Origin of the sequence: Streptomyces sp. NPDC000410 (assembly GCF_040300305.1) — a bacterium.
Classification (GTDB): domain Bacteria; phylum Actinomycetota; class Actinomycetes; order Streptomycetales; family Streptomycetaceae; genus Streptomyces.
This window is the reverse complement of record NZ_JBEPDM010000078.1, coordinates 1-20,199: the sequence shown is the minus strand read 5'-3', so window position 1 is coordinate 20,199 and position 20,199 is coordinate 1. Positions and strand designations below refer to the sequence as shown.

Sequence of the window (20,199 nt, the reverse complement as noted above, 5' to 3'; positions counted from 1 at the left end):
AGTGACCTCACAGCCCCGGAACCGCCACCGACCAGCAACAACAGACCCAAACCCCACTGTCTCCCACCCCGCTGTGCCGAAACCGAGAGATCGCACCGGGGCCTGCAACGCGGAGCGCAACACGCGCCCGATCGGCGCTGTGCGGGTGTTGCCGCAGGTCATGGCCGCAACGCGGACTCTGTTGCACTCGTGCGTTGCACGGGCGTGTTGCAGGGCGCACCGTCGGCCTGGAGCTCTGGGCCGACGGCGGCGCGGCGATGGGTGCAAGGCGGGTGGCGAGCCCGCCGGAGGCGAGGACTGCCCGGCTGTACTTCCGGTACTTCGCCTACGGCGGGTGTGAAGAGTGCGCTCGTCCCCTGGTCAGTCAGTCTTAGGTCTTCCTTGTACGCGAGCGATCCCTCACCAACCGGCGGACCCGATCCCTCACCAACCAACGAACATGTGGAGGGGCCGGCCGCGCCAGCAGCACGCGGTCGGCCTGGTCCAGGACGTCGCGGGTCAGACCTCGAGGTAGGCGACCACGACCACGGTCCGCAAAGCCGTCACCCAGTACAACAAGCGCACGCGCTCGACCTCGTCGGCGTACTCGCGCAGCTGGGGGCCAGCGGTGTCGCCGGGGATCGGCTCGCCGACCTCGGGGTCGACGGAGACGACGACCAGGGCGCGGTCCAGGGCGTGGATCTCCGCCTCGCTGGCCAGGTTCTCCAGCTGCTTGGCGGCGGAGTCGGAGAACGCGATCCGGGCGCGGCGGGGGCCGTGCTGCGGGGGCATCAGGCGACGGCCGGGCGCTGGGAGGCGAGGCGGGCGAGATGGGCCTCGCGCAGCTCCTCCCACGGGGTGCACTGCTCGGGGTCGGGCAGGCCGTTGGTGGCGATGTCCTCCAGGACGGCGGCGAACCGGTCAGCGTCGGCGCGGGTCTTGGCCGCGTACGCACGGACCGCGTCGGCGGCCGCGGGCTCCAGTCGCCGGGCGGCGGTGTCGGCGGGGGCCGGCTGTTCGCTCATCGAGGGCTCCAGAGGGCAGAACTGGCGTTGCTCACCACGGTATCGCCGGGCCATGGGGCCCGGGACCACTCCGGCCGAACCCGGGCTCACGATCACGTTCCGTACGGATCGCCAGCGTCCGGGGCTTCAACTTTTACGTGTCACGCCGCCTGCGAATCCCGGCCTGGACGGCCCCGGGGCGTTGTTGAAACGGACATTCGCGGACGTATTGAAGGCGGCGTGACGCTTTCCGGGGTGTGCGTGACAGCCGGTGTCACGCACACGCCCTGTGAGCGTGACACCGGAGGGGCCCGGTCAGGGGACCTCGGGGCGGGCGCGGGTGAGGAGCGCGGCGAGCGCGCCGACGGCCTCGGGCTCGGTGGCGGCGAGCCGGGCCGCGAACGCCAGCTCGTCAGCGCGGGCGTCGGGGACCAGGCGGACGAGCTCGCCGAGCAGGGCGGCGTGGGCGAGGACGGGCGGGGTCAGGAGGTCGGCGGCGGCGTTGCGGGCGGCCGGGTCGCGGTAGTGCCCGCGGTGCGTGGCCAGGGCGTGGGCGAGCCAGGCGTCGACGTCGGCCTGGACGTAGCCGCCTGCGCGGCGGGTGAGCTCGTCGCGTACGGCTTCGTCGCCTTCGGCCGGCTCGGACTGGTCCAGGGTGCCGAGGTCGCGCAGCACCTGGAGGTGGTTGGCTCGGGCCGCGATCCGGACGGCTTCGCGCAGCTCGGCTTCCCGGGCGGCGGCGGCCGCGGCGTCGGCGGCGAGCTCGGCCTGGACGACGACGTCGGCGTCCGGGTTGTACACCGTGCCCGCCGGCGCGGCGGAGAGCAGCGCGGCGATGCGCTCCCACTCCGCGAGCTCCGCCGGGCCGCGCAGGTCGTCGGCGAGGTCCTCGTACCGGGACGCCTGCCGCGCCTCGAACCTCGCCTCCTCGAGGGCCGCCGCGACAAGGCCCGCGTCCATGCCCCTCGCCTCGCGCCGTACGACGCGGCGGCCGATGCGGGCCGGGTCGACCGGCTCGCGGGGCGCGGCGACGCGTGGGGGGAGCGGACGGCGGGCGGTGTGCCGGGGCGGCCAGGGCGTGGTCATCATCGGCCTCGCAATCATGGTCCGGAATCAGGGAGCGGGCCGCCGCCAGAGCGTTGTCGACGACCCGCCGAATACGGTTTATAGCAGCTTCGGAATTTGTCCGGGTCAGAACCGGAAAGCTATCGACACAACGTTTGTGAAATCTGCGCGCAGGCCCTTGGCTCGGGTGCCCCATTCGGTGAAATAGGACTCGGTGATGGCCTCGGCGACGAGCGGATGCAGATCCTCGTCCGTCGCTCCGGCTGCCTGGAGCTCCAGGATCTGCTTGGCGTAGGTGGGTGAGATGTCCGTGGTGATGGAGCGCTCGCGGCCGTCGTCCGAGCTGCCCTTGCCGACGAATCCGAAGTAGGCGACCACATCCACCATCATGCCGCTGGTGGTCGATGCCTGTTCGCGGACCTGGGCTCTGACCTGCGGTTGCCACTGGGATTCGGTCTCCTCCACCAGGGCGGCCTGGAGCCGCTTCTGCGGGGTCGTCAGGGTCCCGGCGCGGTAGCGCTCCACCGTGCGGCGGGAGACGCCCAGGCGCTCGGCCAGGGCCTTGGTCGAGCCCTTCGCGCGCGTGAGGAGGAATTTCATCTGGGCCTTTGCGGATTTCGGCGCGGGCCGGGTGAAGACCTTCCGCTCTGCCTGCGCGAGGGCTTCCAGGACCTTGCCGCGGCCCGGGGCCGGCTGCTGTGCATCGTCGTTCGTCATACCGGCATGCTCTGGGCCCCGGCCTGTGGACAGAGTCCGCGTTCGCGCAGGTCAGTGCGGGTGCTGTCGGGGGCTGTGACGTTGATCGATGGTTGGCGGATTTGATCGGTGGTTGGCGACAAGCCGATCCGGTAACCCTGAGTTGCGGTCAGGTGTGGAGATACGGGAACGGTGGCCCCGCCGTGATGCTGACGTGGGGGGATGGATACAGGGTTCGGGGACTGCGTCCGGTCGGATGTGTGCGGGTTGGACGGGATGGTCCTGCCGTACGCGGTTGCCGACGGCGTACGGGGGCGGCTTTCGTTGGGTACCTCCTGGCAGAGACGGTGGTCGACGACGTGGTGCTTCGGCGGCGACGAGGTGGTCTGGCCGCTGCGGGACTTGGACGCGGTGCCCGTGCATGGCTCGGGGCCGGTCAGGCGGTTCGCCTGGCGGGCACGGCAGCGGCACCGGCCGGGGCTGCAGTTCATGGTGTCCACGGGTCGGCTCCACGGCTTCGAGTCGCTGGAGGAGGCCCGGCTGCTGTTGGCCCTGGACTTCGTGAGGGTGGCCGAGGTCTTCCCGCAACCGTTCCGGCTCGACTTCGAGCACGCGAGTGGCCGCTCCGAGCACACGCCGGACTTTCTCGCGCTGATGCCGGACGGCGGGAGATGGCTGTTCGACGTTCGCCCTCGGAGGCTGATCGCGGACGAGGACGCGCTGAAGTTCGCGGCGACCAGTGAGGCGGCGGCGGCCTGCGGCTGGCGCTACACGGTCGCGACCGGCTGGCACCCGCACGTCCTTTCCGTTCTGGACGCGCTGTCCGCTCAGCGCCGGCCCTTGCAGGACCCTCTCCTCCTCCAGGAGGAGCTGGTGGCGGCCGTGACAGCAGGGCCGCTCTCGTTCGTGGATCTGGTCGAGGCGACATCACTTCCGGCCGTCGCTCGGGCCCAGGCCCTGCACCTGCTCTGGCGGCGTCATCTTGGCGTTGACCTGGGCCGACCGCTCGGAGACACGTCCGCAGTGTGGTTGAACGACCGGGCCCGGGAGGGGTCCTGATGGCGCTGTTGGACTTGGCCGCGGGCCTGGAGCTCCAGATCGGCGGCACGGCCTGGAGGATCGCGGAGGTGCGACCCCAGTCCGGGCAGGTCGTCGTGACCGGACCGGGCGGAGAGGTGGAGAGCCGGTCGTTCCGGTGGCTGGTCGGTCATCCGGAGTGCTGGCCTGGGGCGTCTGCCCGCGGGAGTCAGCTCGGGGGCATCCAGCCCGTGACTGCGGCGGACTTGACGGGGGTCCAGTTGAGGCGGGCCCGGATGCGAGCCGCGCATGTGCTGGAGGCGGAGACCGGCTACCGGTCGGGGAGCCCTGTTCGGGCCCTGCCCGGAGAGCCGCGGGCGGCCTACGACCCGGCGAGCACGACCGTGACACAGCGCCGTCGGGCCAAAGCCCTCGAGCTGGCCGCGCTCAACCGTGAGGAAGCCGAGCTTCTGGGCCTGTCCTATATGAGCGAGCGGACTCTGGAGCGGCTGGCCGGCGCCTGCGGTGAAGATCTGGTCGCGGCCTGCGCGGATGGCCGGTGGACCCGGCGGAGCGGGGGCCGGCACAGCATCACCGAAGAGGTCCGCGAAGCGATCTTCGCGGTGAAGCGGGAGTGCGTGGACCGTTCGAGGATCAGCATGCGGGCCCGGCACCGGCTGATGCACCAGTACGTGGTGGAGAAGTTTCCCGATTTCCCGGCGGAGAAGATTCCGGGCTATTTCACCCTCCGGAATGTCTGGGCGGAGTGGTTCGGGCCGGACGGCACTCGGGCACGCTACGTCCGCTCGGCGGAAGCGGCGAGCGACACGTCGCCGAGGGTGGTGGTGCACCGGCCGGGCCAGGTGGTGGCGCTGGACACCACGCCGCTGCCGGTGAAGGTGCGGGAGACGGTGTTCGGGGAGCCGGTCTCGGTGATGCTCACCCTCGCGCTGGATCTCTATACGCACTCGATCGTCGCGTTTCGTCTCACGATGGTGGCGGACACGTCGGTGGACGTCGCGATGCTGCTGCGGGACGTGATGATGCCGCTGCCGATGCGGGACGGCTGGGGCGAGGAGATGGAGTGGCCCTATCCGGGTGTTCCTGCGTCGGTGGTCGCCGAGTTCGCCGGGCACAAGGTCGCGGCTCTGCCGTTCTTCTCGCCGGAGACGGTGACCACCGATCACGGCTCCGCCTACAAGAACCACCACGTGGTGGAGGTCGAACGGACGCTGGGCTGCAACATCCTGCCGGCCCGCACCCTGAGGCCGACGGACAAGTTCGCCGTTGAGCGGGCGTTCTCCGCGGTCAACAGCCTGCTGCTGGAGCATCTGCTCGGTTTCACCGGCGTCGATGTCGCCGATCGCGGTGCGGACCCGGAAGGCGACGCGGTGCTGACCATCTCCCAGATGGAGCATCTGATCGCGACATGGGTCGTGAAGGTGTGGCAGAACCGGGTGCTGGGTGAGTACGCGCCGGCCTGGGGCCCGGGTGAGGACCACAGCCCGAACTCGCTGTTCGCCGCCTCCATGCAGCAAGGCGGCTTCGCCCTGCAGATCCCCGGTCCGGAGCTCTACCACCGCCTCCTGAGACGGCACCACGTCAAGATCCATCCCCGGCGGGGAGTGAAGATCCTCGGCCTTTGGTATCACGACCCAGTCTTGGACGAGCCCCGCCACCAGCGGCCCTCCGCACGCGGCGGCAAGCACAAGGGCAAGTGGATCGTCCGTTCGGACCGCCGCGACCGGCGAACGGTGTTCTTCCAGGACGCCGACGACCATGACTGCTGGCACCCTCTGCGCTGGACCGGTCTGCCGCCCGAAGGCGAAGTGCCGGCGTTCTCCGACCGGTCCGTCGAGGACCTCCTCGAGGAAGTACGCCGGCGCCGCCTCGCCCCGCGCTCGGACTCCGAGCTCCTGCCCGTCCTGCTGGACGTGCTCGGTGAGGCGATCCCGGTCGATCAGTGGCCGACTCAGAAGACGAGGAAGCGCGATCGCACAGACCGGTCCCGGCGGGCCCATCAGGGCCGAGCGGCCGAAGCCGACCGGACTTCGGCCGCCGTCGGCGAGGTGGTGTCGTGGCCGGAGCAGGCCGACACCGTCGCGCGGGCCGTCGACGCCGACCGGCGTCGGCGCCGCGAGGCGATCGCACACCAGCCGACGCCTCCGCCGCGGCTGGGCGAGGCCCTGCGCCGCCGAAGCCTGTTCCTTCTGCCCCCGGACGAGGACGACGAGCCGGGCCACGGCCCGGCCAAGGAGAACGCGTGAACGAGATCCTCTCGCCGGTTTCCCTGGCCCAGATGATCACGGGCAAGCCGCCGCGGCGGGACACCTTCGAAGGCTGGCAGCACTACCGCACTACGCGCGGCCGTTTCGCCCCCGCACCGCAGTTGACGTTCACCGAGTGGCGGGCCCTGACCCCTCACCGGCGTTCGCTCTATGACCTGCATCGCACGGCGACCCACGTGAACCTTCCGCTGCAGGAGACGCCGATGTCGCTGAAGGTGTCGAGACTGATCAACCGGCGGCTGCGGAACAACGCCCTCAAGCAGAAGCCGGCCACCCGGGCCGGGGTGATGGTCAGCGGGTGGGGCTACCAGGGCAAGACCGAGACGGTTTGCGAGGTCGCCGCGTCCTTCGAGGACTCCTGGCTGGCGATGCACTCCCATCTCAACCCGGACGCCGTCGAGGGCACCTGGGACCTGCACGCCCCGGTCGCCTACGTTCAGACCCCGGTCACCGCGAAGCCGAAGAGCACCTGCCAGGCAGTCTTGGACTTCTTCGGGGCGGGTTCCCAGAGCATGAACCTGCCCCAGCTGATCCGACAGGTGGCACAGTCCCTGGATGACCACGGCGTCAAGGCCCTGATCCTCGACGATGTCACGCGCTTGCGCATGCACCGGGCGGACGACCAGGACACCCTCGACCTGATCCGCGCCTTCATGAGCATGAACGTCACCCTCATCCTCGTCGGCGTCGACATCCCGGGGTCCGGGCTCCTGAGGGAAGCCCGCTGGGACGGCAAGACACGGCAATGGGTGATGCCGTCCTCCGAGCACGCCCGCGTCCACGGCTTCGAGACCACGCAGACCGAACGCCGCTTCGACCTCGTCGAGCTCGACCGCTTTCGCTACGGCACCGCCGAGGAGATGACAGCCTTCCACGACCACCTCGGCGGCCTGGAGGGGAATCTGCGCCTGCTGAATGCCAAGCCAGGCATGCTCACCGGTGGCTCCATGCCCGAGTACCTCATCCGTCGCACCGGCGGCGTGGTCGGTCTCCTGGAGCGTCTCGTCGAGGACGGCGCCCAGGAGGCCATGGATAGCGGCAAGGAAGTCCTGGACGAAGCCCTACTCGACGAGATCGTCATCAGCCTCGACGACCCCGGCCGGGATCCGGGAGCCGGCGAGATTCCCGCCCTTCCCGACGGCGCCGGCCCGGCCCGGAAGGCCACCCGAGCCCGGAAGAAGAGGAACACCGTGTTCGACGACCGCGGCCCGGCGGCCACTGCGACGGGAATCTGATGACGTTCCCAGGGCAACGGCCACTCCCACGCGGCCTTCTCCCTTTGCCCGGCGAGAGCCTGCCCGGCCTGGTCATCCGACTGGCCCACCGGCTCGAGACCACCCCCGGCGACGTCGCCTCCAGAACCGGCCTGCACCAAGGACCCTCTCCCAGTAAGGCCACCCCGAACTTCAACCGGTTGCTGATGTTGGAAGCCACCCAACTGAGCATCGTCGCAGCGGCTCTGCGTCTTCCCGAGCCGACCCTCGACGCCCTCACCTTCCGCCCGCTGGCCGACCGTTACCCGCCGGTCACGGAGGCCCTGACCCGCCCCGGGCAAGCCGGGCAGCTCCGCCCGCGAGGCTTCTTTCCGCCCTGGATCCTCGCCACGCACACTCGATACTGCCCTTCCTGCCTGGCCGGGGACGGCAGCGAGATCCAACGCCGGCACGGCGGTCCGTGGAAGATCTTGTGGCGGCTCCCGGTGGTCTTCGCCTGCGTCGAGCACAAGGTCTTCCTCCGGCACACCTGCCCCGGGTGCTCCCGCCCCGCCCAGGACAGCCGCTCCAGTGATGGGACCAGGCTGATCGCCGCCGCGGGCACAGCAGGGCTTCACCCCGCCCAGTGCCGGAACAGGGATTCCGAGCGCTCGGCTGCCCCGACCTGCGGCTACCGGCTCGACACCCCGCAGGACGATGGAGACTCGCCGGCTCCGAGCTCGAACCTCATCGCTCTCCAGCAGCGGATCCTCGGCCTGCTCGGCCCCTCTTCCGACAACGACCACGCCGCCAGCGCCTTCAAGGACCTTCACACCGTCGCGACCATCGTCATCGCGAGCTGGCCAGGCGCAGCCTCCATGACTCCCGAACCTCGGCTCGCCGAGGCCCTTGACCACGAAATCGATCAGCAAAGCCGTTGCGATCCCGGCTCACGCACTGCGGCCCAACAGCGCCGCCTCTGGACGACGCCGCCACTCACAGCCCTCGCCACGGCCGCTCTGATGGACATCTCATCCCGGTTGCTCGCCTTGCCTCAGGCCGCCTTCGGCCAGGCCGTCGACGCCCTGCTCAGAAACGCTCCCCCGCCCTCGGCACTCGGTTGGGGACGGACCTGGACCATGATCCGCACAAGCGAGGTCCCCGCGTTCACGAAGGAGGTCCGGGCCTCGCTGCCCCCACCCTTCGTCCCGACCGCACGGGTGGGCAAACCCACATGGCAGCGAGCCCGCCAGCCGATCACCGCCGTCCGCGACCGCGGCTACCTCCCCGAGCACGTCCCTCAATGGCTGCCGGATGACTGGTTCACCGTCATGGTCACGCACAGCGGCGGGACCGCCCTCGCCCGAAGCGCCGTCTTCCGCCGTTTCGCGGCAGTTCAACTCGTCCAGATCGCCACAGGAATGCAGATGGACGGTGCTGCTGAGTTCCTCGGCATCCCAGAGGAATGGCACCTCTCCGATGTCCACAAACGGAAGCTCCACCCCCTTCACCGCTACCAACACCGGCCCGAGGATCTCGTGCCCGCCTTCGAAGGGCTCGGTCAGCACATCTCCAACCTTCGGCCGCCCGTCGATTACCGGGCCAGACGTCGTCGCTTCGCCGACTGGGCCATGGACCCCGCAGCCTGGGGCGTCATCCAGGCTGGGCTGCCCCGCCCTCACCGCAACCGCTGGACCATCCCCGAACACGAGGTCGAGGGCCTGCTCCAGGAATGCGCCTCCGAGTTCATCTGGTCTCAGCTCACCGGCAGCGAAATGAGCCTCGCTCCTACGAGCCGGGACCTTGGCCCCAGTGCCTCCGAGCCTGACCAGGCCAGCCCGAAGGGCCTCATCCGGCACCGCCTCCTCTGGCCTCGCGGCTTTCCCTACTACCTCGAACTGCGATCGGCTCTCACGAACCACGCGCACACGCTCGCCACCAGCAATGACGGGTGAGCGAATCCTTGACCATCGACTTTTGGAGAACACGAACCGTGACCACCACGGCCACGAGCCGCCAACTAGCGATCAACAACCCCGCCAACTGCCAATCAACGCACACAAGCTACCGGCGCCGATTCCTCACGCAGTCGCCAACCACCGATCAAAGTCACAGTTGACGGCGCAGGTCAGGGCGTCTTGGGTGGAAGCCCTGAAGCCGTACCTCGGACACCAGGGAACAAGTAACCCGCCGGTGGGTTCCAGCGCTATCGCTGACCTGCGACAAGTCCGCCAACAAGATGGGCGTTGCGTGACGTCAGTGCGTCGTACCAGTCGGTACAGCCCGCTTTTCCGACGCCTTCACGTGACGGTACTGCCGGTGCCGGCGCCGGTATGCACGGTCCCGACAACGGGCAGAGCAGTACTTGGCGTTCCGACGCCGGGACCCCGCCGCGTAGGTCATGCGTCCGCACACCGGGCACAGCAGCCGCCGCAGGAGGCGGCCGTCATCGGTTGCTCGGGCCCTCATCAGCAACCCGCCCAGGGCCCCGATCCGCACCGTGACCTGCCGGTCCCTGTACGCCTGGGCCCGGCAGGCCGGACCGCAGTACAGGCGCCGCCGTGTCGCCTTCTTCGGGAGCACGCGCCGCAGACGTAGCAGTGCCGACGGCGGGCCATGCCTCCAGGATCGCCCGCGCGGACGGCTTGCGGTAGCGCCGGGGAAGGCACTACCGCATCCGTTGACAAGAAGGGTCGCGCGCGGCGACGTGCCGCGCGACCGAGTCGACGCCGGGGCGGGCGTCCGCTCCAGGGAACGGACAGAGGCGTGGCGGGAGGGCCAGCAGCATCGGGGTGGAGGTGCCGTGTTCGGCGTCGTGTGTCAGGGCGCTGTGGCGGAGCCGGTGCAGCGCGAAGCCGTCCAGGTCCTTGACGTCCTCGGGTGAGCGGGTTGGCCAGCAGGCGGGTGTTCTCCTCGAAGATCTCCTCGGCCTGGCGGTAGGAGAGCCGGGCCCGGCCAGTCTGTCGTCCTGTCTCCGGTCTCCCCCATCCCGTCGTTCGGCACCGCACCGCACGGGGCAACGGCCCGGCGGCCACGGCAAGGTGAAAGATCTGATCATTTAGCTCGATCGTGGGTGATCGGCCCGATTCGCGGAACGGATGGCTCCGCAGCCTGGACGATCTTGGGCGTTGCCTTCGCCCGGGCCACCTGCCGCCCCGGGCGTCTCTTGCCGATCCTGGAGGAACCATGCGACACCCTGTCTCCCGCCCACGCCTGCGCGCCCTGACCGTGGGGCTCGCGCTGGCCGCGTCCGCCCTCCTGCCCTCCGGTGCGGCCGGTGCGGCCGACCAGTACGAGTGGGCCGCGCTGGGCGACTCGTACACCGCCGGCGTCTTCGTCGGCGACCCTCTGCCCGCGCTGGGTGACGCGTCCCGCGACGGCTGCGACCGCACCAGCGGCGCCTACCCCGGCCTGGTTCAGAAGGAGCTGGACGAGTTCCCGCCGGGCAAGGACGTCCACCTGACCAACGTCAGCTGCGGCGCCGCCGTCATCACGGACATCGGCACGACCAAGCAGACGCCGATCAGCCCGGTGGAGCAGCCTGAGGCCGGCTGGCTGGCGGTGGACACCCAGATCAAGCGGGCCGGCCTGAATGACCAGACCGACATCGTCACCATCGGCGTCGGCGGCAACAGCCTGCCCTTCGGCGGCATGCTCCTCAAGTGCCTGGAAGAGGGCGCCAAGGTCTCCGGCTCCTGCCGCGAGCACTACACCAACCCCCCGGAGGGCGAGGAGAGCATCGAGCACAAGCTCGCCCGCGTCCAGGACGAGTACATCCAGATGCTGGCCCAGGTCCACACGGCCGCACCCAACGCCAAGGTGATCACCGTCGGCTACCCGGCCGTCCTGCCGGAGGACGGCAGCGCCTGCAACCGCCTCGCCCTCACCGAACTCAGCCTCATCAAGCACGCCGACGTCGACTGGCTCCGCGACGACGTGCTGAAGCAGCTGAACAGCACGATCCAGCGCGCCTCCAACTTCTTCGGCGACAAGTACGTCGACATCTACTCCTCCAGCATCGGCCACGACGCCTGCCAGCCCGCCGACACCAAGTGGGTCGAGGGCCTCTGCGGCAACGCCGGGGACTACTGGCCCGCCGCGATCGGCAAGCTGAACTGCGGCGTCGTCGGCAAGCGCGCCACCCTGGTCCACCCCAACGCAGCGGGCCACCAGAACGTCGCGAACCACGTCGAGCGAGCCATCCGCATCGCCCTCCTCGAACGCTGACCTGAAAACCCGTGACCAAACCGACCCTCGTGGGCGGGTGAGAATCGAAGAAGTGACGTGCATGGCCAGGACCTCCTGGTAGCAACTGTGGTGTCGAAGCCCAGTCGCGCCAGGAGGTCCTGTCATGCCGTTGTACGCCCCTGCCGCCCCCGCTGTCTCCCCGAACGGGCAAGTCGACTGCCCGTGCCTGGCCTGCCGGTTCGGCCACAGCCGCCGTCATCCGGCTCGGCACCGCCGCTACACCTCGGACACCACTGACGCGGAGTGGCTCGTCATCGCGGTGATGCTGCCGTGGCCGGCCTGGCTGGACGGCAATGGCGGGCGGCCGGAGGAGTACTGCCGCCGGTTGATCGTGGACGCGATCTTCTACGTCGCGGACAACGGCAACAAGTGGCGCAACCTGCCGGACGACTTCCCGCACTGGCGCACGGTGCACAAGGTCTTCACCCGGTGGTGGCAGGACGGAAGCGTCGACGCCGTCCACAACGACCTGCGCGACGAGGTCCCCGGTCGGAGGGCCCGGGACCCCGATCCGACCGCCGCGATCATCGACTCGCAGTCGGTACGCGCCGCGGAAACGGTCGACGCCGGCAGCCGCGGGTACGACGCGGGCAAGGAGGTGGCGGGCCGCAAGCGCCACATGATCGTGGACACCATCGGCCTGCTCCTGGTCGTCATGGTTACCAGCGCGAGCGTCCAGGACCGCGACGGAGCCCGCCCCGCGCTGGCGCACCTGCGTGACCTCTTCGAATCGATCATCCTGGTCAGCCGGTTCGGCAAGGCGATGCCGCAGCAGATGCAGGCCGCTCTCGCGGACGTCGCCCAAGCCCTGCTGCTACCGGGCAGCGTGGGCACGGCGGTTGGTGCGGTGGCAGGCTCCCTCACGAGGGCGCTGCGGGAGCGGCGGCAGACTGTCCGCGCGCTCTCCCGGTGTGCGAGGCTCGCCGATCTGCTGGAGGCCGAGGCCGATCTGGAGGCGCTGTCCTTCTATCCGCACCTGCTGGCGTGGGAGCTGGCCCAGCTGCCTGCGGACAAGCGCGTGACGCCGGTGATCCTGCTGGACACCTTCGAGGACGTCGGCGACCGGACCCACCGTGACCTGGAGCGCCTCATCCAGCGGGTGGTGTGGCTGATGCCCAACGCGTTCTTCATCGTCACCGGCCGCTCCCGGCTGCAGTGGGCCGAGCCTGCGTTGCAAGGCCAGCTCGACTACACCGGGCCGGAGGCCTGGCCTGGCCTGGCGGCCTCCGCCGTCATGCCGAACGCCCGTACTGCGGCGACCGGGGCCGCGCGGAGCGGCGGGCGGCAGGTGCTGGTCGGGGACTTCTCCCCCGAGGACTGCGACGACTACCTCGCCCGCCGTCTCGCCCGCGACGGCCAGCCCCTCGTCAACGCTGAGATCCGCCAGGTCATCACCAACCGCTCCCACGGCCTGCCGCTCTACCTCGACCTGTCGGTGATGCGGTTCCTGGAGATCCGCCGGACCGGCCGCGAGCCGGTCCCGGCCGACTTCGACCATGACTTCGGTGCCCTGATCGCCCGCACACTGAGCGATCTCACTCCCGAGGAGCGGCACGTCCTGCGATCGGTCGCCCTGCTGGACGCCTTCGATCTCGCTCTGGCGACCCGGGCCGCGGGCATGCTGCACGAGGCACCGGCGATGCGGCTGATCGAGCGGCCCTTCGTCCGCGAAAACGCCTTCGGGCTGTGGCCCTACCACTTGCACGGCCTGATCCGCTCCACCGTGCGCAACGCCGACGACCAGGCCGACGACCGCTGGTCCCCACGCGACTGGCACCAGGCCGCCGAACGTGCCCTCGCCGCACTCGGCGAGCAGTGGACCACGGGTACCGAGCGGGACCGGATGCTGCTCGTCAGCTGCCTGGGCCAAGGCCTGCTGCTCGCCCGCGACTTCCGGCTCGGTCTGGGGTGGCTGGCGGAGGCGGCGTGGAGCTACGTGAGCGACTCCGTATGGGAGCCGCTCGCCCCACCCACCCGGCCCGAGTCGGCCAGCACGCTGGAGACAGCCGCTGACGCCCTGGTCGAGCTGCTCAGCGCGCTCGCCCGGCGGCAGCACGAGCACCGCGAACGCACCGCCGACCGGCTCGCCGCAGTCGCCGACAGCGGGCTGCTTCCCACCGATCTGCACGAGATGGCTGTCTACTACCTGGCCAAGGCCCAGCGCGACCTCGGCCGCTCCGACGCCTCGCGCCGGGGCATGCAGCTCGTCGCCGACGGTGGCGGCCGCCTCGCCCCCGCGGCCCGTCGCGGCCTGGCCCACCTCGCCCGCCTCGCCGGCGACTTCCCCACCGCGTCCGACACCGCCCGCACGCTCGGATGGGCGGGCCGTCACCACCGGGTCGAGGGCGACATCTGGTGGCCCCATGGCGACATGAACCGCGCGGCCTCCGCCTACGCAGCAGCCCGCACCGAGGCCGAAGAGCACGGCGTCGCCGGCGAACGCTCCACGTCCCAGGCTCAGCGCGCCTTCGTCGTCGCCTTCACCGCCCCCGACCAGGCCGACGACGAACTCCATCTCGCCGAGCAGCTCCTGACGGGGCTCGACCTGCGGGCCACGACCCTGACGACCCGAATCGCCGCCCTCGTACGCGACGCCGGAACCACCGGTGACGTGGAGGACCGTGCCCGCGTCCTGCGTACCGAGATCAGCGTCGCCGGTCTCACTTCTGCCGACGTCACGCTCGAGCTCGCGATGTGCTTCCACCACACCGTCCTCGGCCCCGACGACGCGGCGACCGCCTCCATCGCCCGCCTGCGCGACGTCACCCAGGGCGGCGACTACGCGTACTACGTCGACATCGCCCACTTCATGGCCGGCCTTCCCCTCAGTGGCGCCTCCGCGGCGCGGTGGCTGGACGGCGAGCAGCCCACCCGCAGCCGCTGGCGGACGCTGGTCACCGCACGGCGCGAGTACCTGCGCAACGCGCGCTGAGAATGCAGTTGGCGGCCGTTTCCAGTGAAACTGTGAAACGGCCGCCGTTCCTGCGAGGCGCGCCAGCGTCTGGATGCAACGTGGTCAGGTGGGATTCAGCGGGGTGATACCCGTTCCCGCGTACAGCTCGGGCTCAAGTGACAAGACCGTGAGCGGCTCACCCGCCTTGACCGCCTGCCAGGCGATCGCCGCCGCGTGAGCCACCGGCCAGTCCACGTTCGTCCAGTCCATCACATCGACGGCGTGCGCCGTGCTGAACGGGACGCTCTCCGCGAACCGCAGCGAAGCTGCGTGCTTGCCCGCTCCTGCAACCTGACGCTCGGCAGCAAGGACGGACAGCGACGGGACCAGGACGCGACCGGTGCCGCGCGAGGCCTCGATGTACAGGCCGGTGAAGAACGGGTCCGCCTGATAGAGAGCGGTCAAAGCGGTGTGGTCCAAGACGGCCGTCAGATTCATGCTGCGGCGCTGCCCTGATGGGCGCGGATCTTCGCCCAGGCGTCCTGGCCTGCCTGCTCGACCTGCTCGGTGTACTCGACGCCAAGCTCGCGAGCAGCCTCGAGGGCACGCTGCTCCCGCTCGGCAGCCGTGAGCTCGCGAGTAGCGAGCTCCTCCAGCAGCTCCGTGATGGTGGTGCCGCGCTCGTCCGCGAGGATGCGCAGCCTGTCGCGCACTTCTTCGCTGGTCTTGATGCTCGTCGGCTTACTCATGACGCGATTCTACCGCCGGTAGAACCCACCGGTCCGCCGCTCGGCCTGCCTCGGGCATAGCCGGGTAGCGATCACTGACGGGGCCAGGGCAGCGCCGTGCCGGAGAATCGCCTTGGGATGGCCGTAAAGCGTTCTTGTGGCTGGTCTGCTTGCAGGTGAGGAGGTGGGCACCCGGCTGCGGTCTCGCAGAGTAGCCATGAGGCAGACGGTGGGGTGGCAGCCCACAGACCCCCCCTCACCCGGCTGCTGGCCTCTCAGCACCCGGCGCGCGGGTTGCGCGAACCGCGGCAGGGATGCGATCAGTACGCAGCCGCAGTGCCATGGGAGGTCAGGAGGTGACTGCCATGGCGCGCGCCGTGTGGAGTGGGGTGCTGACGTTTGGGTTGGTGTCTTCTCTGAACTAGCAGCGCCGGGCGGCAGTTGTCGTGTCCCGCCCGGCCCCGCTATGCACCGCCCTAGACAGGGCCTCGCGCCCAGCGCGTGGAGGCGTTCAGGCAGATGTTCCCCCGGCCCGGCCGCAGGTCCTGTGCCGGTGGCGCGTCGGTGCCTGCTGTGACCCCGACGGAATCGAGTGCTGATGGTATCACGCCTGTACCCGCCTTCGGCCGGTGCCGCCTGGCCTCTGGCATCGCCGTGTCCGCTGCAGGGGCGAGAAAGGGCGCATGGCTGGTGTGAGAGCGCACAAGGGGCGCGCGTGTCATGTCCCTGGCACATGCTGTGATCCTCTGTGGTCCTGGGGCGCCCCTTTCTCCAAGAGTGGCGGGCCGCGCTGGAAGGGAAGGGACTGGTGCAGGCTCCGAGCTCTGGTGGGGCTGACGCTCCGTTGACGGTGTAGAGGGCGCCCTGTGCTGCGAAGAGGAAGGGGGACACCGGGCGTCGAGTCGAGGATGGGCGGTTGCTGGTGCGACCGGCCGGGGGGCGTGCGCTGTCTCCTGAGAGCAAGGCGTGCGTGAAGCCGGGCATGAAGGCTCCGAAGGGGAACGAATCCATGCGTTCGTCCAGTCATATGATCTCGCATCACCGGATCAATCAGGCGCAGTCGGACATCAAGCTCGGCGTGCAAGAGGCAGTCGGGCGTCTGGACGTGGCGGCCGCCCGAATCGTCGGCTACCACTTCGGGTGGTGCGATGAGAACGGAATCCGCGTACACGCTGGCGGTGGCCGGCATCGGGCGGGACTGCTGGCGCTGCTGTGCGCGGCGGCCGACGGCGCCGACTGGCGCCCGGCCCTTCCCGCAGCTGTCGCGTGCGAGCTGGCTTCCAACGCGGCCACGATGCAGGACGACATCATCGACGGGGACACCGTCCGCCGGGGCCGGCGGGCCGCGTGGTCGGTGTTCGGTGTCGACCGCGCGCTGCTTGCCTGTACCGCGATGAACAGTCTGGCCATGGAGATCCTCACCCTGCAGCGGCGCATGGATGCCGCAGTGGCCGTCCGGAAGCTCTCGCAGACCCTCGTGAAACTCAATGTGGCTCAGCTCCAGGACATTGACTTCGAACGGCGTAGTGACGTCAGCCTGGCGGAGTATCTGCAGATGGTGGACGGGAAGGCATGCGCAACCTTCAGCTGCCCCTGCGTTCTGGGCGCGATGTTCACCGGGGTCCGGGGCGTCGATGGCCTGGCGGCATTCGGAAGCGAGCTCGGCTTGATCTGGCAGCTGCGCAACGACCTGCTCGGCATCTGGGGTGAGCCGGAGCAGACGGGGAAACCCGCACTGGCCGACCTGGAGAAGCGCAAGAAGACCTTTCCGGTGATCGTCGCACTCGAGGCCGCCGGCCCCGACCGCGACGAACTCGCGGACCTGCTCGGCCAGGGCAGCGGGCTCCTGGGGGCTGAGCAAACCGCCCGCGCCGCAGTACTGATCGAACGCTGCGGAGGCCTCGCACGCACCCGGCGAGAAATAGAGGTCCGGCTCGAAGCCGCGATCGCACCCTTGGGGCGCTTCATGAGGGACGACACCGCCCGAGCCGACATCATTTCGCTCGCACGATTCTTCGCAGAAAGCACTAGATAGGCCGATGCTTCGCTCGATCGCTCTCCCAGGAGGGACACATACCCATGGATGCAACACCGGCGCACGGGCGTCTTCTGGAGACCATTGGCAGGTATTTTCCCGCACTGGACCTGTCCGTCGACCGCGGTCTGGCCGAGGAGCTCGGCACCCGCATGGTCGACTTCGCACACCGCCACCGTCTGGCAGACCGCGAGACTCTCGCACACCTCGGGAAAACCGCTTGCAACAGCATCTATTTCATCGCAGCCTACCCCGACGCCAGCAAAGAGAATCAACAGCTCATTTGCGATATCTTCATGTGGTTCGCCGCTTTCGACGACATCCACGCTGAGCGCATTGACAGTACGGCAGCCGACAGCGTTGCCCGGCACACTTTCGCGCTCCTTGAAGCCCTCGACGGAACCCTCACGGAATCCGCTCCGGGGTTCGAGACTGCGCTCGCCGATATTCTCCGCCGCGCCCAGGCGTGGGACCCCCGCCAGCAGGGAAACCTGCGAAACGCGCTGCATGGCGTACTGCTCGGCTGGCAGTGGGAGGCCCAGCTCCGCAACACAGGTGGGCAGCCTAGCCTCCAGACGTACCTATACGCGCGCCGCCACTCGATCGCGGCTGTCCTGGAGCGAGCCATCGCCGAGCCGATGAGCGGTCACGTGTTGCCGGACGTGCAGCGGAACGATCCAGAGCTCGTGAGGCTAAATCGCGCCTTTTCCAATCTTTCCGGATGGGTCAATGATCTGTTTTCCTACGAGGGCGAAAAGAGGCGCGACGGGCAGCTCTCAGTCAACCTGCCCAATGTGTTGATGCGTGAGCAGGGTTGCAGCTTGAGCGATGCGATTGCGCGCATTTCCGAGATGATAGTCGGGGAGGCGGAAGTGGCGGCCCGGTCTCTACAAAGTTTGTCGGCGTCGCCCTCTCCTGAAGTGCGCGCGTACGTGCGCGGAACGGAGCGTGTCCTCCGACTGCATACGGCACTCTTCGTCGTATCCGGATTTGGCCGCTATATCGAGGGCTGAACGGTTTCCGTGAATCAGTCCTGAATCGTTTGATTCCGCATTTTCGCGCTAGGTCGATGAGGAGGCTACGTGCACAAGCCGGATGAGGAAGAAGTGCTGCAGCGTGTGGAGGAGCTCGTCAGCGGGTTCGGGACCCGTTCCGTGAAATCCTCGGCTTACGCCACCGCGTGGGCCGCCCGGCTGCGTGACGGCCAGGGCCGGCCGGTGTTCCCCGAGACGCTGGAGTGGCTGCGCCGCCATCAGCACGCGGACGGCTCCTGGGGAGGTGTGGTCCCAACAGCCCAGGACCGGTTCCTCAGCACCCTCGCCGCGGTCACCGCGCTGCGGACCGCGCCCGGCGCCTGGGTGCGCGAAGCCGTGCGGGCCGGGATCACCTACCTCAACGGCCACCCTGACCCCTGGGCGCAGGGCCAGGAGGAGATGCTCGCCTTCGAGCTGGTCGCCCCAACGTTGGTGGCCCAGGCCCAGGAGCTGGGCCTGCGGCTGCCGCCACACATCGTGAGCGCCTTGACCGAGCTGCGGGAGCGCAAGCTCGCGAAGGTCCCGGCAGGGTTTCTGACCACCGTGCGGACGCCGTTGCTGCACGCGCTGGAGACACTGACCGACGTGATCCCGGTGGCGGCGGTCGCCGCGCTCGCCTCCTCGGACGGGTCCATCGCCAACAGCACCGCCTCGACGGGGGTGTACTGGCAGGCGACCGGTGACCCGGCCGCGTTGGACTACCTCCGCAACGCCGCCCGCTCGGCAGGTGACGGCGGCATGCCCGAGTGGTACCTCATCGACGTCATGGAACCGGCCTGGAGCCTGTACTCACTTGGGCGCGCGGGCTTGGACTCCGCGTCGATGGGTCAGCAGGTCGACCGGCTCGCCGCCCTGGCCGCCGAGGCCCCCCACGGCCTGCCGACCATGACGAACAACGACTTCTTCGACGCCGACGACACCGCCATGGTTGTCAGCGTCCTGCGCATGTTCGGCCGGCCCTACGAACAGCTCCAACAGACGCTGCTCGGCTTCGAGGACGAGCACTACTTCCGCGCCTTCGCCTTCGAACGCCACCCCGCCATCAGCGCCAACGGCCACGTCCTGGAAGCCCTGGCCCCCGACCGCGATCGCTTCACCACGCAGATCGACAAGTGCAAGAACTTCCTGATCTCCGCCCAGCGCGAGAAAGCCTGGTGGGCCGACAAGTGGCACCGCTCCCCCTACTACGCCACCGCCCACGTCGTACCCGGCCTCGCCCAGGTGGCACCCGACGCGGTCAGCGGGACCTGGCAGTGGCTGCTGGACACCCAGCAGCCCGACGGCTCCTGGGGAACCGGCACCGGCCGCCCGGAGGAATCCGCCTGGGCCGTGCTCGCCCTCGACTCCCTGGCGCCCCACCACGGCCCCATCCCCGACGGCCCGCGCCACCGGGCCCACCAGTTCCTCACCGCCTCGCTCGACCAGGACGACCACGCTGAACTCTGGGTCGGCAAAGCACTCTTTCTGCCACCTGCGCTGGTCAAATCCACCGTCCTCGCCGCATACACCCTCACCCAGTAGAGTCAGCGAAGCACCCGCCACCGCCTGCGACCGGGATGAGGTCCGCAGCATCAGCTCCTGGCACGGGCCAGGGCATCAGCGAGCTCGTCGTGGCTCATGACTGTTCGTCCGGCGCCCGTCAGCATCAGCTCGGCTGCTCACCCCTGCCGGTCCGCTCTTGGTGTGGGTAGGCCGAGCAGTATGCGCCCGCCGGGGGCCGCCGAGTCGATCTGGCTGATCTTGGATTCGGCGCCGGCCAGGCTGACCTGGAGTCCTTCGATCTCGCCGAGCCAGCCTTCGCGCTCGGCCTCGGCGATCCGGTCGAGGAGGTTGTCGCGGATCTCCACCAGCCGGCCGCGCTGGGCAGGGTCGGGGCGCAGGAGGGAGCAGCGGACGCAGGCTTCTCTGAACTTCCTGTCGCCCACTGAGCTGTACTGAGATTTGTGGAGTCCCTGATGCCAGGGTTACCGTCCTGGCGAAGGAGAACCACCAGCACCATGGCAGCACCCCGTAAATACC

At 69.4% G+C, this 20,199-nt stretch carries 16 protein-coding genes; 9 read left to right on the top strand and 7 right to left on the bottom strand.

What is annotated here, in order from left to right; translation table 11 throughout:
• Window positions 1-498 precede the first annotated feature (498 nt).
• The 4 genes from ABT342_RS36065 to tpg all read right to left on the bottom strand — a co-directional run bounded on the left by ABT342_RS36065 (window position 499) and on the right by tpg (window position 2,765).
• Window positions 499-771, bottom strand: coding sequence for a hypothetical protein (locus ABT342_RS36065; RefSeq protein ID WP_351583142.1), 273 nt, complete (start codon window positions 769-771; stop codon window positions 499-501).
• On the bottom strand, window positions 771-1,004 hold the full coding sequence (locus ABT342_RS36060) for a hypothetical protein (RefSeq protein WP_351583139.1): 234 nt from the start codon (window positions 1,002-1,004) through the stop codon (window positions 771-773). The genes ABT342_RS36065 and ABT342_RS36060 overlap by 1 nt, the downstream gene beginning before the upstream one ends.
• A 294-nt stretch (window positions 1,005-1,298) precedes the next feature.
• A complete protein-coding gene (locus ABT342_RS36055; RefSeq protein WP_351583136.1) occupies window positions 1,299-2,072 on the bottom strand; it encodes a hypothetical protein in 774 nt (257 codons plus the stop codon).
• A 102-nt stretch (window positions 2,073-2,174) separates the two neighbouring features.
• The gene (tpg, locus tag ABT342_RS36050) at window positions 2,175-2,765 is read right to left on the bottom strand and encodes a telomere-protecting terminal protein Tpg (RefSeq protein ID WP_351583133.1); all 591 of its coding nucleotides are present in this window, start codon (window positions 2,763-2,765) and stop codon (window positions 2,175-2,177) included.
• A gap of 255 nt (window positions 2,766-3,020) precedes the next feature.
• On the opposite strand from tpg, the gene ABT342_RS36045 reads away from it, so the two are divergent.
• From ABT342_RS36045 to ABT342_RS36020, 6 genes are all read left to right on the top strand, one after another.
• A complete protein-coding gene (locus tag ABT342_RS36045) occupies window positions 3,021-3,803 on the top strand; it encodes a TnsA-like heteromeric transposase endonuclease subunit (RefSeq protein WP_351583145.1) in 783 nt (260 codons plus the stop codon).
• Window positions 3,803-6,028 (top strand): transposase, encoded by a 2,226-nt coding sequence (locus tag ABT342_RS36040; RefSeq protein ID WP_351583130.1) that lies wholly within the window; start codon window positions 3,803-3,805, stop codon window positions 6,026-6,028. The genes ABT342_RS36045 and ABT342_RS36040 overlap by 1 nt, the downstream gene beginning before the upstream one ends.
• Window positions 6,025-7,284 (top strand): AAA family ATPase, encoded by a 1,260-nt coding sequence (locus ABT342_RS36035; RefSeq protein ID WP_351583127.1) that lies wholly within the window; start codon window positions 6,025-6,027, stop codon window positions 7,282-7,284. Before ABT342_RS36040 ends, ABT342_RS36035 begins: the two co-directional genes overlap by 4 nt.
• Entirely contained in the window at window positions 7,284-9,197 is a 1,914-nt protein-coding gene (locus tag ABT342_RS36030; RefSeq protein WP_502965674.1) for a TniQ family protein, read from the top strand. Before ABT342_RS36035 ends, ABT342_RS36030 begins: the two co-directional genes overlap by 1 nt.
• Window positions 9,198-10,428: 1,231 nt before the next feature.
• Window positions 10,429-11,469, top strand: a complete 1,041-nt coding sequence (locus ABT342_RS36025; RefSeq protein WP_351583121.1) for an SGNH/GDSL hydrolase family protein — start codon at window positions 10,429-10,431, stop codon at window positions 11,467-11,469.
• Window positions 11,470-11,593: 124 nt separating this feature from the next.
• Window positions 11,594-14,422 carry an IS5 family transposase gene (locus tag ABT342_RS36020; protein WP_351583118.1) on the top strand — a complete coding sequence of 943 codons (2,829 nt, stop codon included), beginning with the start codon at window positions 11,594-11,596 and terminating at the stop codon, window positions 14,420-14,422.
• 84 nt (window positions 14,423-14,506) lie between these two features.
• On the opposite strand, the gene ABT342_RS36015 is transcribed toward ABT342_RS36020, so the two are convergent.
• Window positions 14,507-14,881 (bottom strand): PIN domain-containing protein, encoded by a 375-nt coding sequence (locus ABT342_RS36015; protein WP_351583115.1) that lies wholly within the window; start codon window positions 14,879-14,881, stop codon window positions 14,507-14,509.
• Window positions 14,878-15,132 (bottom strand): hypothetical protein, encoded by a 255-nt coding sequence (locus ABT342_RS36010; RefSeq protein WP_351583112.1) that lies wholly within the window; start codon window positions 15,130-15,132, stop codon window positions 14,878-14,880. Before ABT342_RS36010 ends, ABT342_RS36015 begins: the two co-directional genes overlap by 4 nt.
• Before the next feature lie 961 nt (window positions 15,133-16,093).
• Here ABT342_RS36010 and ABT342_RS36005 point away from each other — a divergent pair.
• From ABT342_RS36005 to ABT342_RS35995, 3 genes are all read left to right on the top strand, one after another.
• Window positions 16,094-17,146: a polyprenyl synthetase family protein gene (locus ABT342_RS36005; protein WP_351583109.1), complete on the top strand. Its 1,053-nt coding sequence runs from the start codon at window positions 16,094-16,096 to the stop codon at window positions 17,144-17,146.
• Window positions 17,147-17,190: 44 nt separating this feature from the next.
• On the top strand, window positions 17,191-18,159 hold the full coding sequence (locus ABT342_RS36000) for a terpene synthase family protein (RefSeq protein ID WP_351583106.1): 969 nt from the start codon (window positions 17,191-17,193) through the stop codon (window positions 18,157-18,159).
• Window positions 18,160-18,228: 69 nt separating this feature from the next.
• Window positions 18,229-19,701 carry a prenyltransferase/squalene oxidase repeat-containing protein gene (locus ABT342_RS35995; RefSeq protein ID WP_351583103.1) on the top strand — a complete coding sequence of 491 codons (1,473 nt, stop codon included), beginning with the start codon at window positions 18,229-18,231 and terminating at the stop codon, window positions 19,699-19,701.
• Window positions 19,702-19,838: 137 nt separating this feature from the next.
• Here ABT342_RS35995 and ABT342_RS35990 read toward each other — a convergent pair whose 3' ends face one another.
• On the bottom strand, window positions 19,839-20,105 hold the full coding sequence (locus ABT342_RS35990) for a hypothetical protein (RefSeq protein ID WP_351583100.1): 267 nt from the start codon (window positions 20,103-20,105) through the stop codon (window positions 19,839-19,841).
• Between the last annotated feature and the right edge of the window lie 94 nt (window positions 20,106-20,199).

What these genes read in the sequence shown, in the direction of transcription:
- ABT342_RS36065 (WP_351583142.1), bottom strand. Translation starts at nt 771, where the DNA reads ATGCCCCCGCAGCACGGCCCCCGCCGCGCCCGGATCGCGTTCTCCGAC.
- ABT342_RS36060 (WP_351583139.1), bottom strand. Translation starts at nt 1,004, where the DNA reads ATGAGCGAACAGCCGGCCCCCGCCGACACCGCCGCCCGGCGACTGGAG.
- ABT342_RS36055 (WP_351583136.1), bottom strand. Translation starts at nt 2,072, where the DNA reads ATGATGACCACGCCCTGGCCGCCCCGGCACACCGCCCGCCGTCCGCTC.
- tpg (WP_351583133.1), bottom strand. Translation starts at nt 2,765, where the DNA reads ATGACGAACGACGATGCACAGCAGCCGGCCCCGGGCCGCGGCAAGGTC.
- ABT342_RS36045 (WP_351583145.1), top strand. Translation starts at nt 3,021, where the DNA reads ATGGTCCTGCCGTACGCGGTTGCCGACGGCGTACGGGGGCGGCTTTCG.
- ABT342_RS36040 (WP_351583130.1), top strand. Translation starts at nt 3,803, where the DNA reads ATGGCGCTGTTGGACTTGGCCGCGGGCCTGGAGCTCCAGATCGGCGGC.
- ABT342_RS36030 (WP_502965674.1), top strand. Translation starts at nt 7,284, where the DNA reads ATGACGTTCCCAGGGCAACGGCCACTCCCACGCGGCCTTCTCCCTTTG.
- ABT342_RS36025 (WP_351583121.1), top strand. Translation starts at nt 10,429, where the DNA reads ATGCGACACCCTGTCTCCCGCCCACGCCTGCGCGCCCTGACCGTGGGG.
- ABT342_RS36020 (WP_351583118.1), top strand. Translation starts at nt 11,594, where the DNA reads ATGCCGTTGTACGCCCCTGCCGCCCCCGCTGTCTCCCCGAACGGGCAA.
- ABT342_RS36015 (WP_351583115.1), bottom strand. Translation starts at nt 14,881, where the DNA reads ATGAATCTGACGGCCGTCTTGGACCACACCGCTTTGACCGCTCTCTAT.
- ABT342_RS36010 (WP_351583112.1), bottom strand. Translation starts at nt 15,132, where the DNA reads ATGAGTAAGCCGACGAGCATCAAGACCAGCGAAGAAGTGCGCGACAGG.
- ABT342_RS36005 (WP_351583109.1), top strand. Translation starts at nt 16,094, where the DNA reads ATGAAGGCTCCGAAGGGGAACGAATCCATGCGTTCGTCCAGTCATATG.
- ABT342_RS36000 (WP_351583106.1), top strand. Translation starts at nt 17,191, where the DNA reads ATGGATGCAACACCGGCGCACGGGCGTCTTCTGGAGACCATTGGCAGG.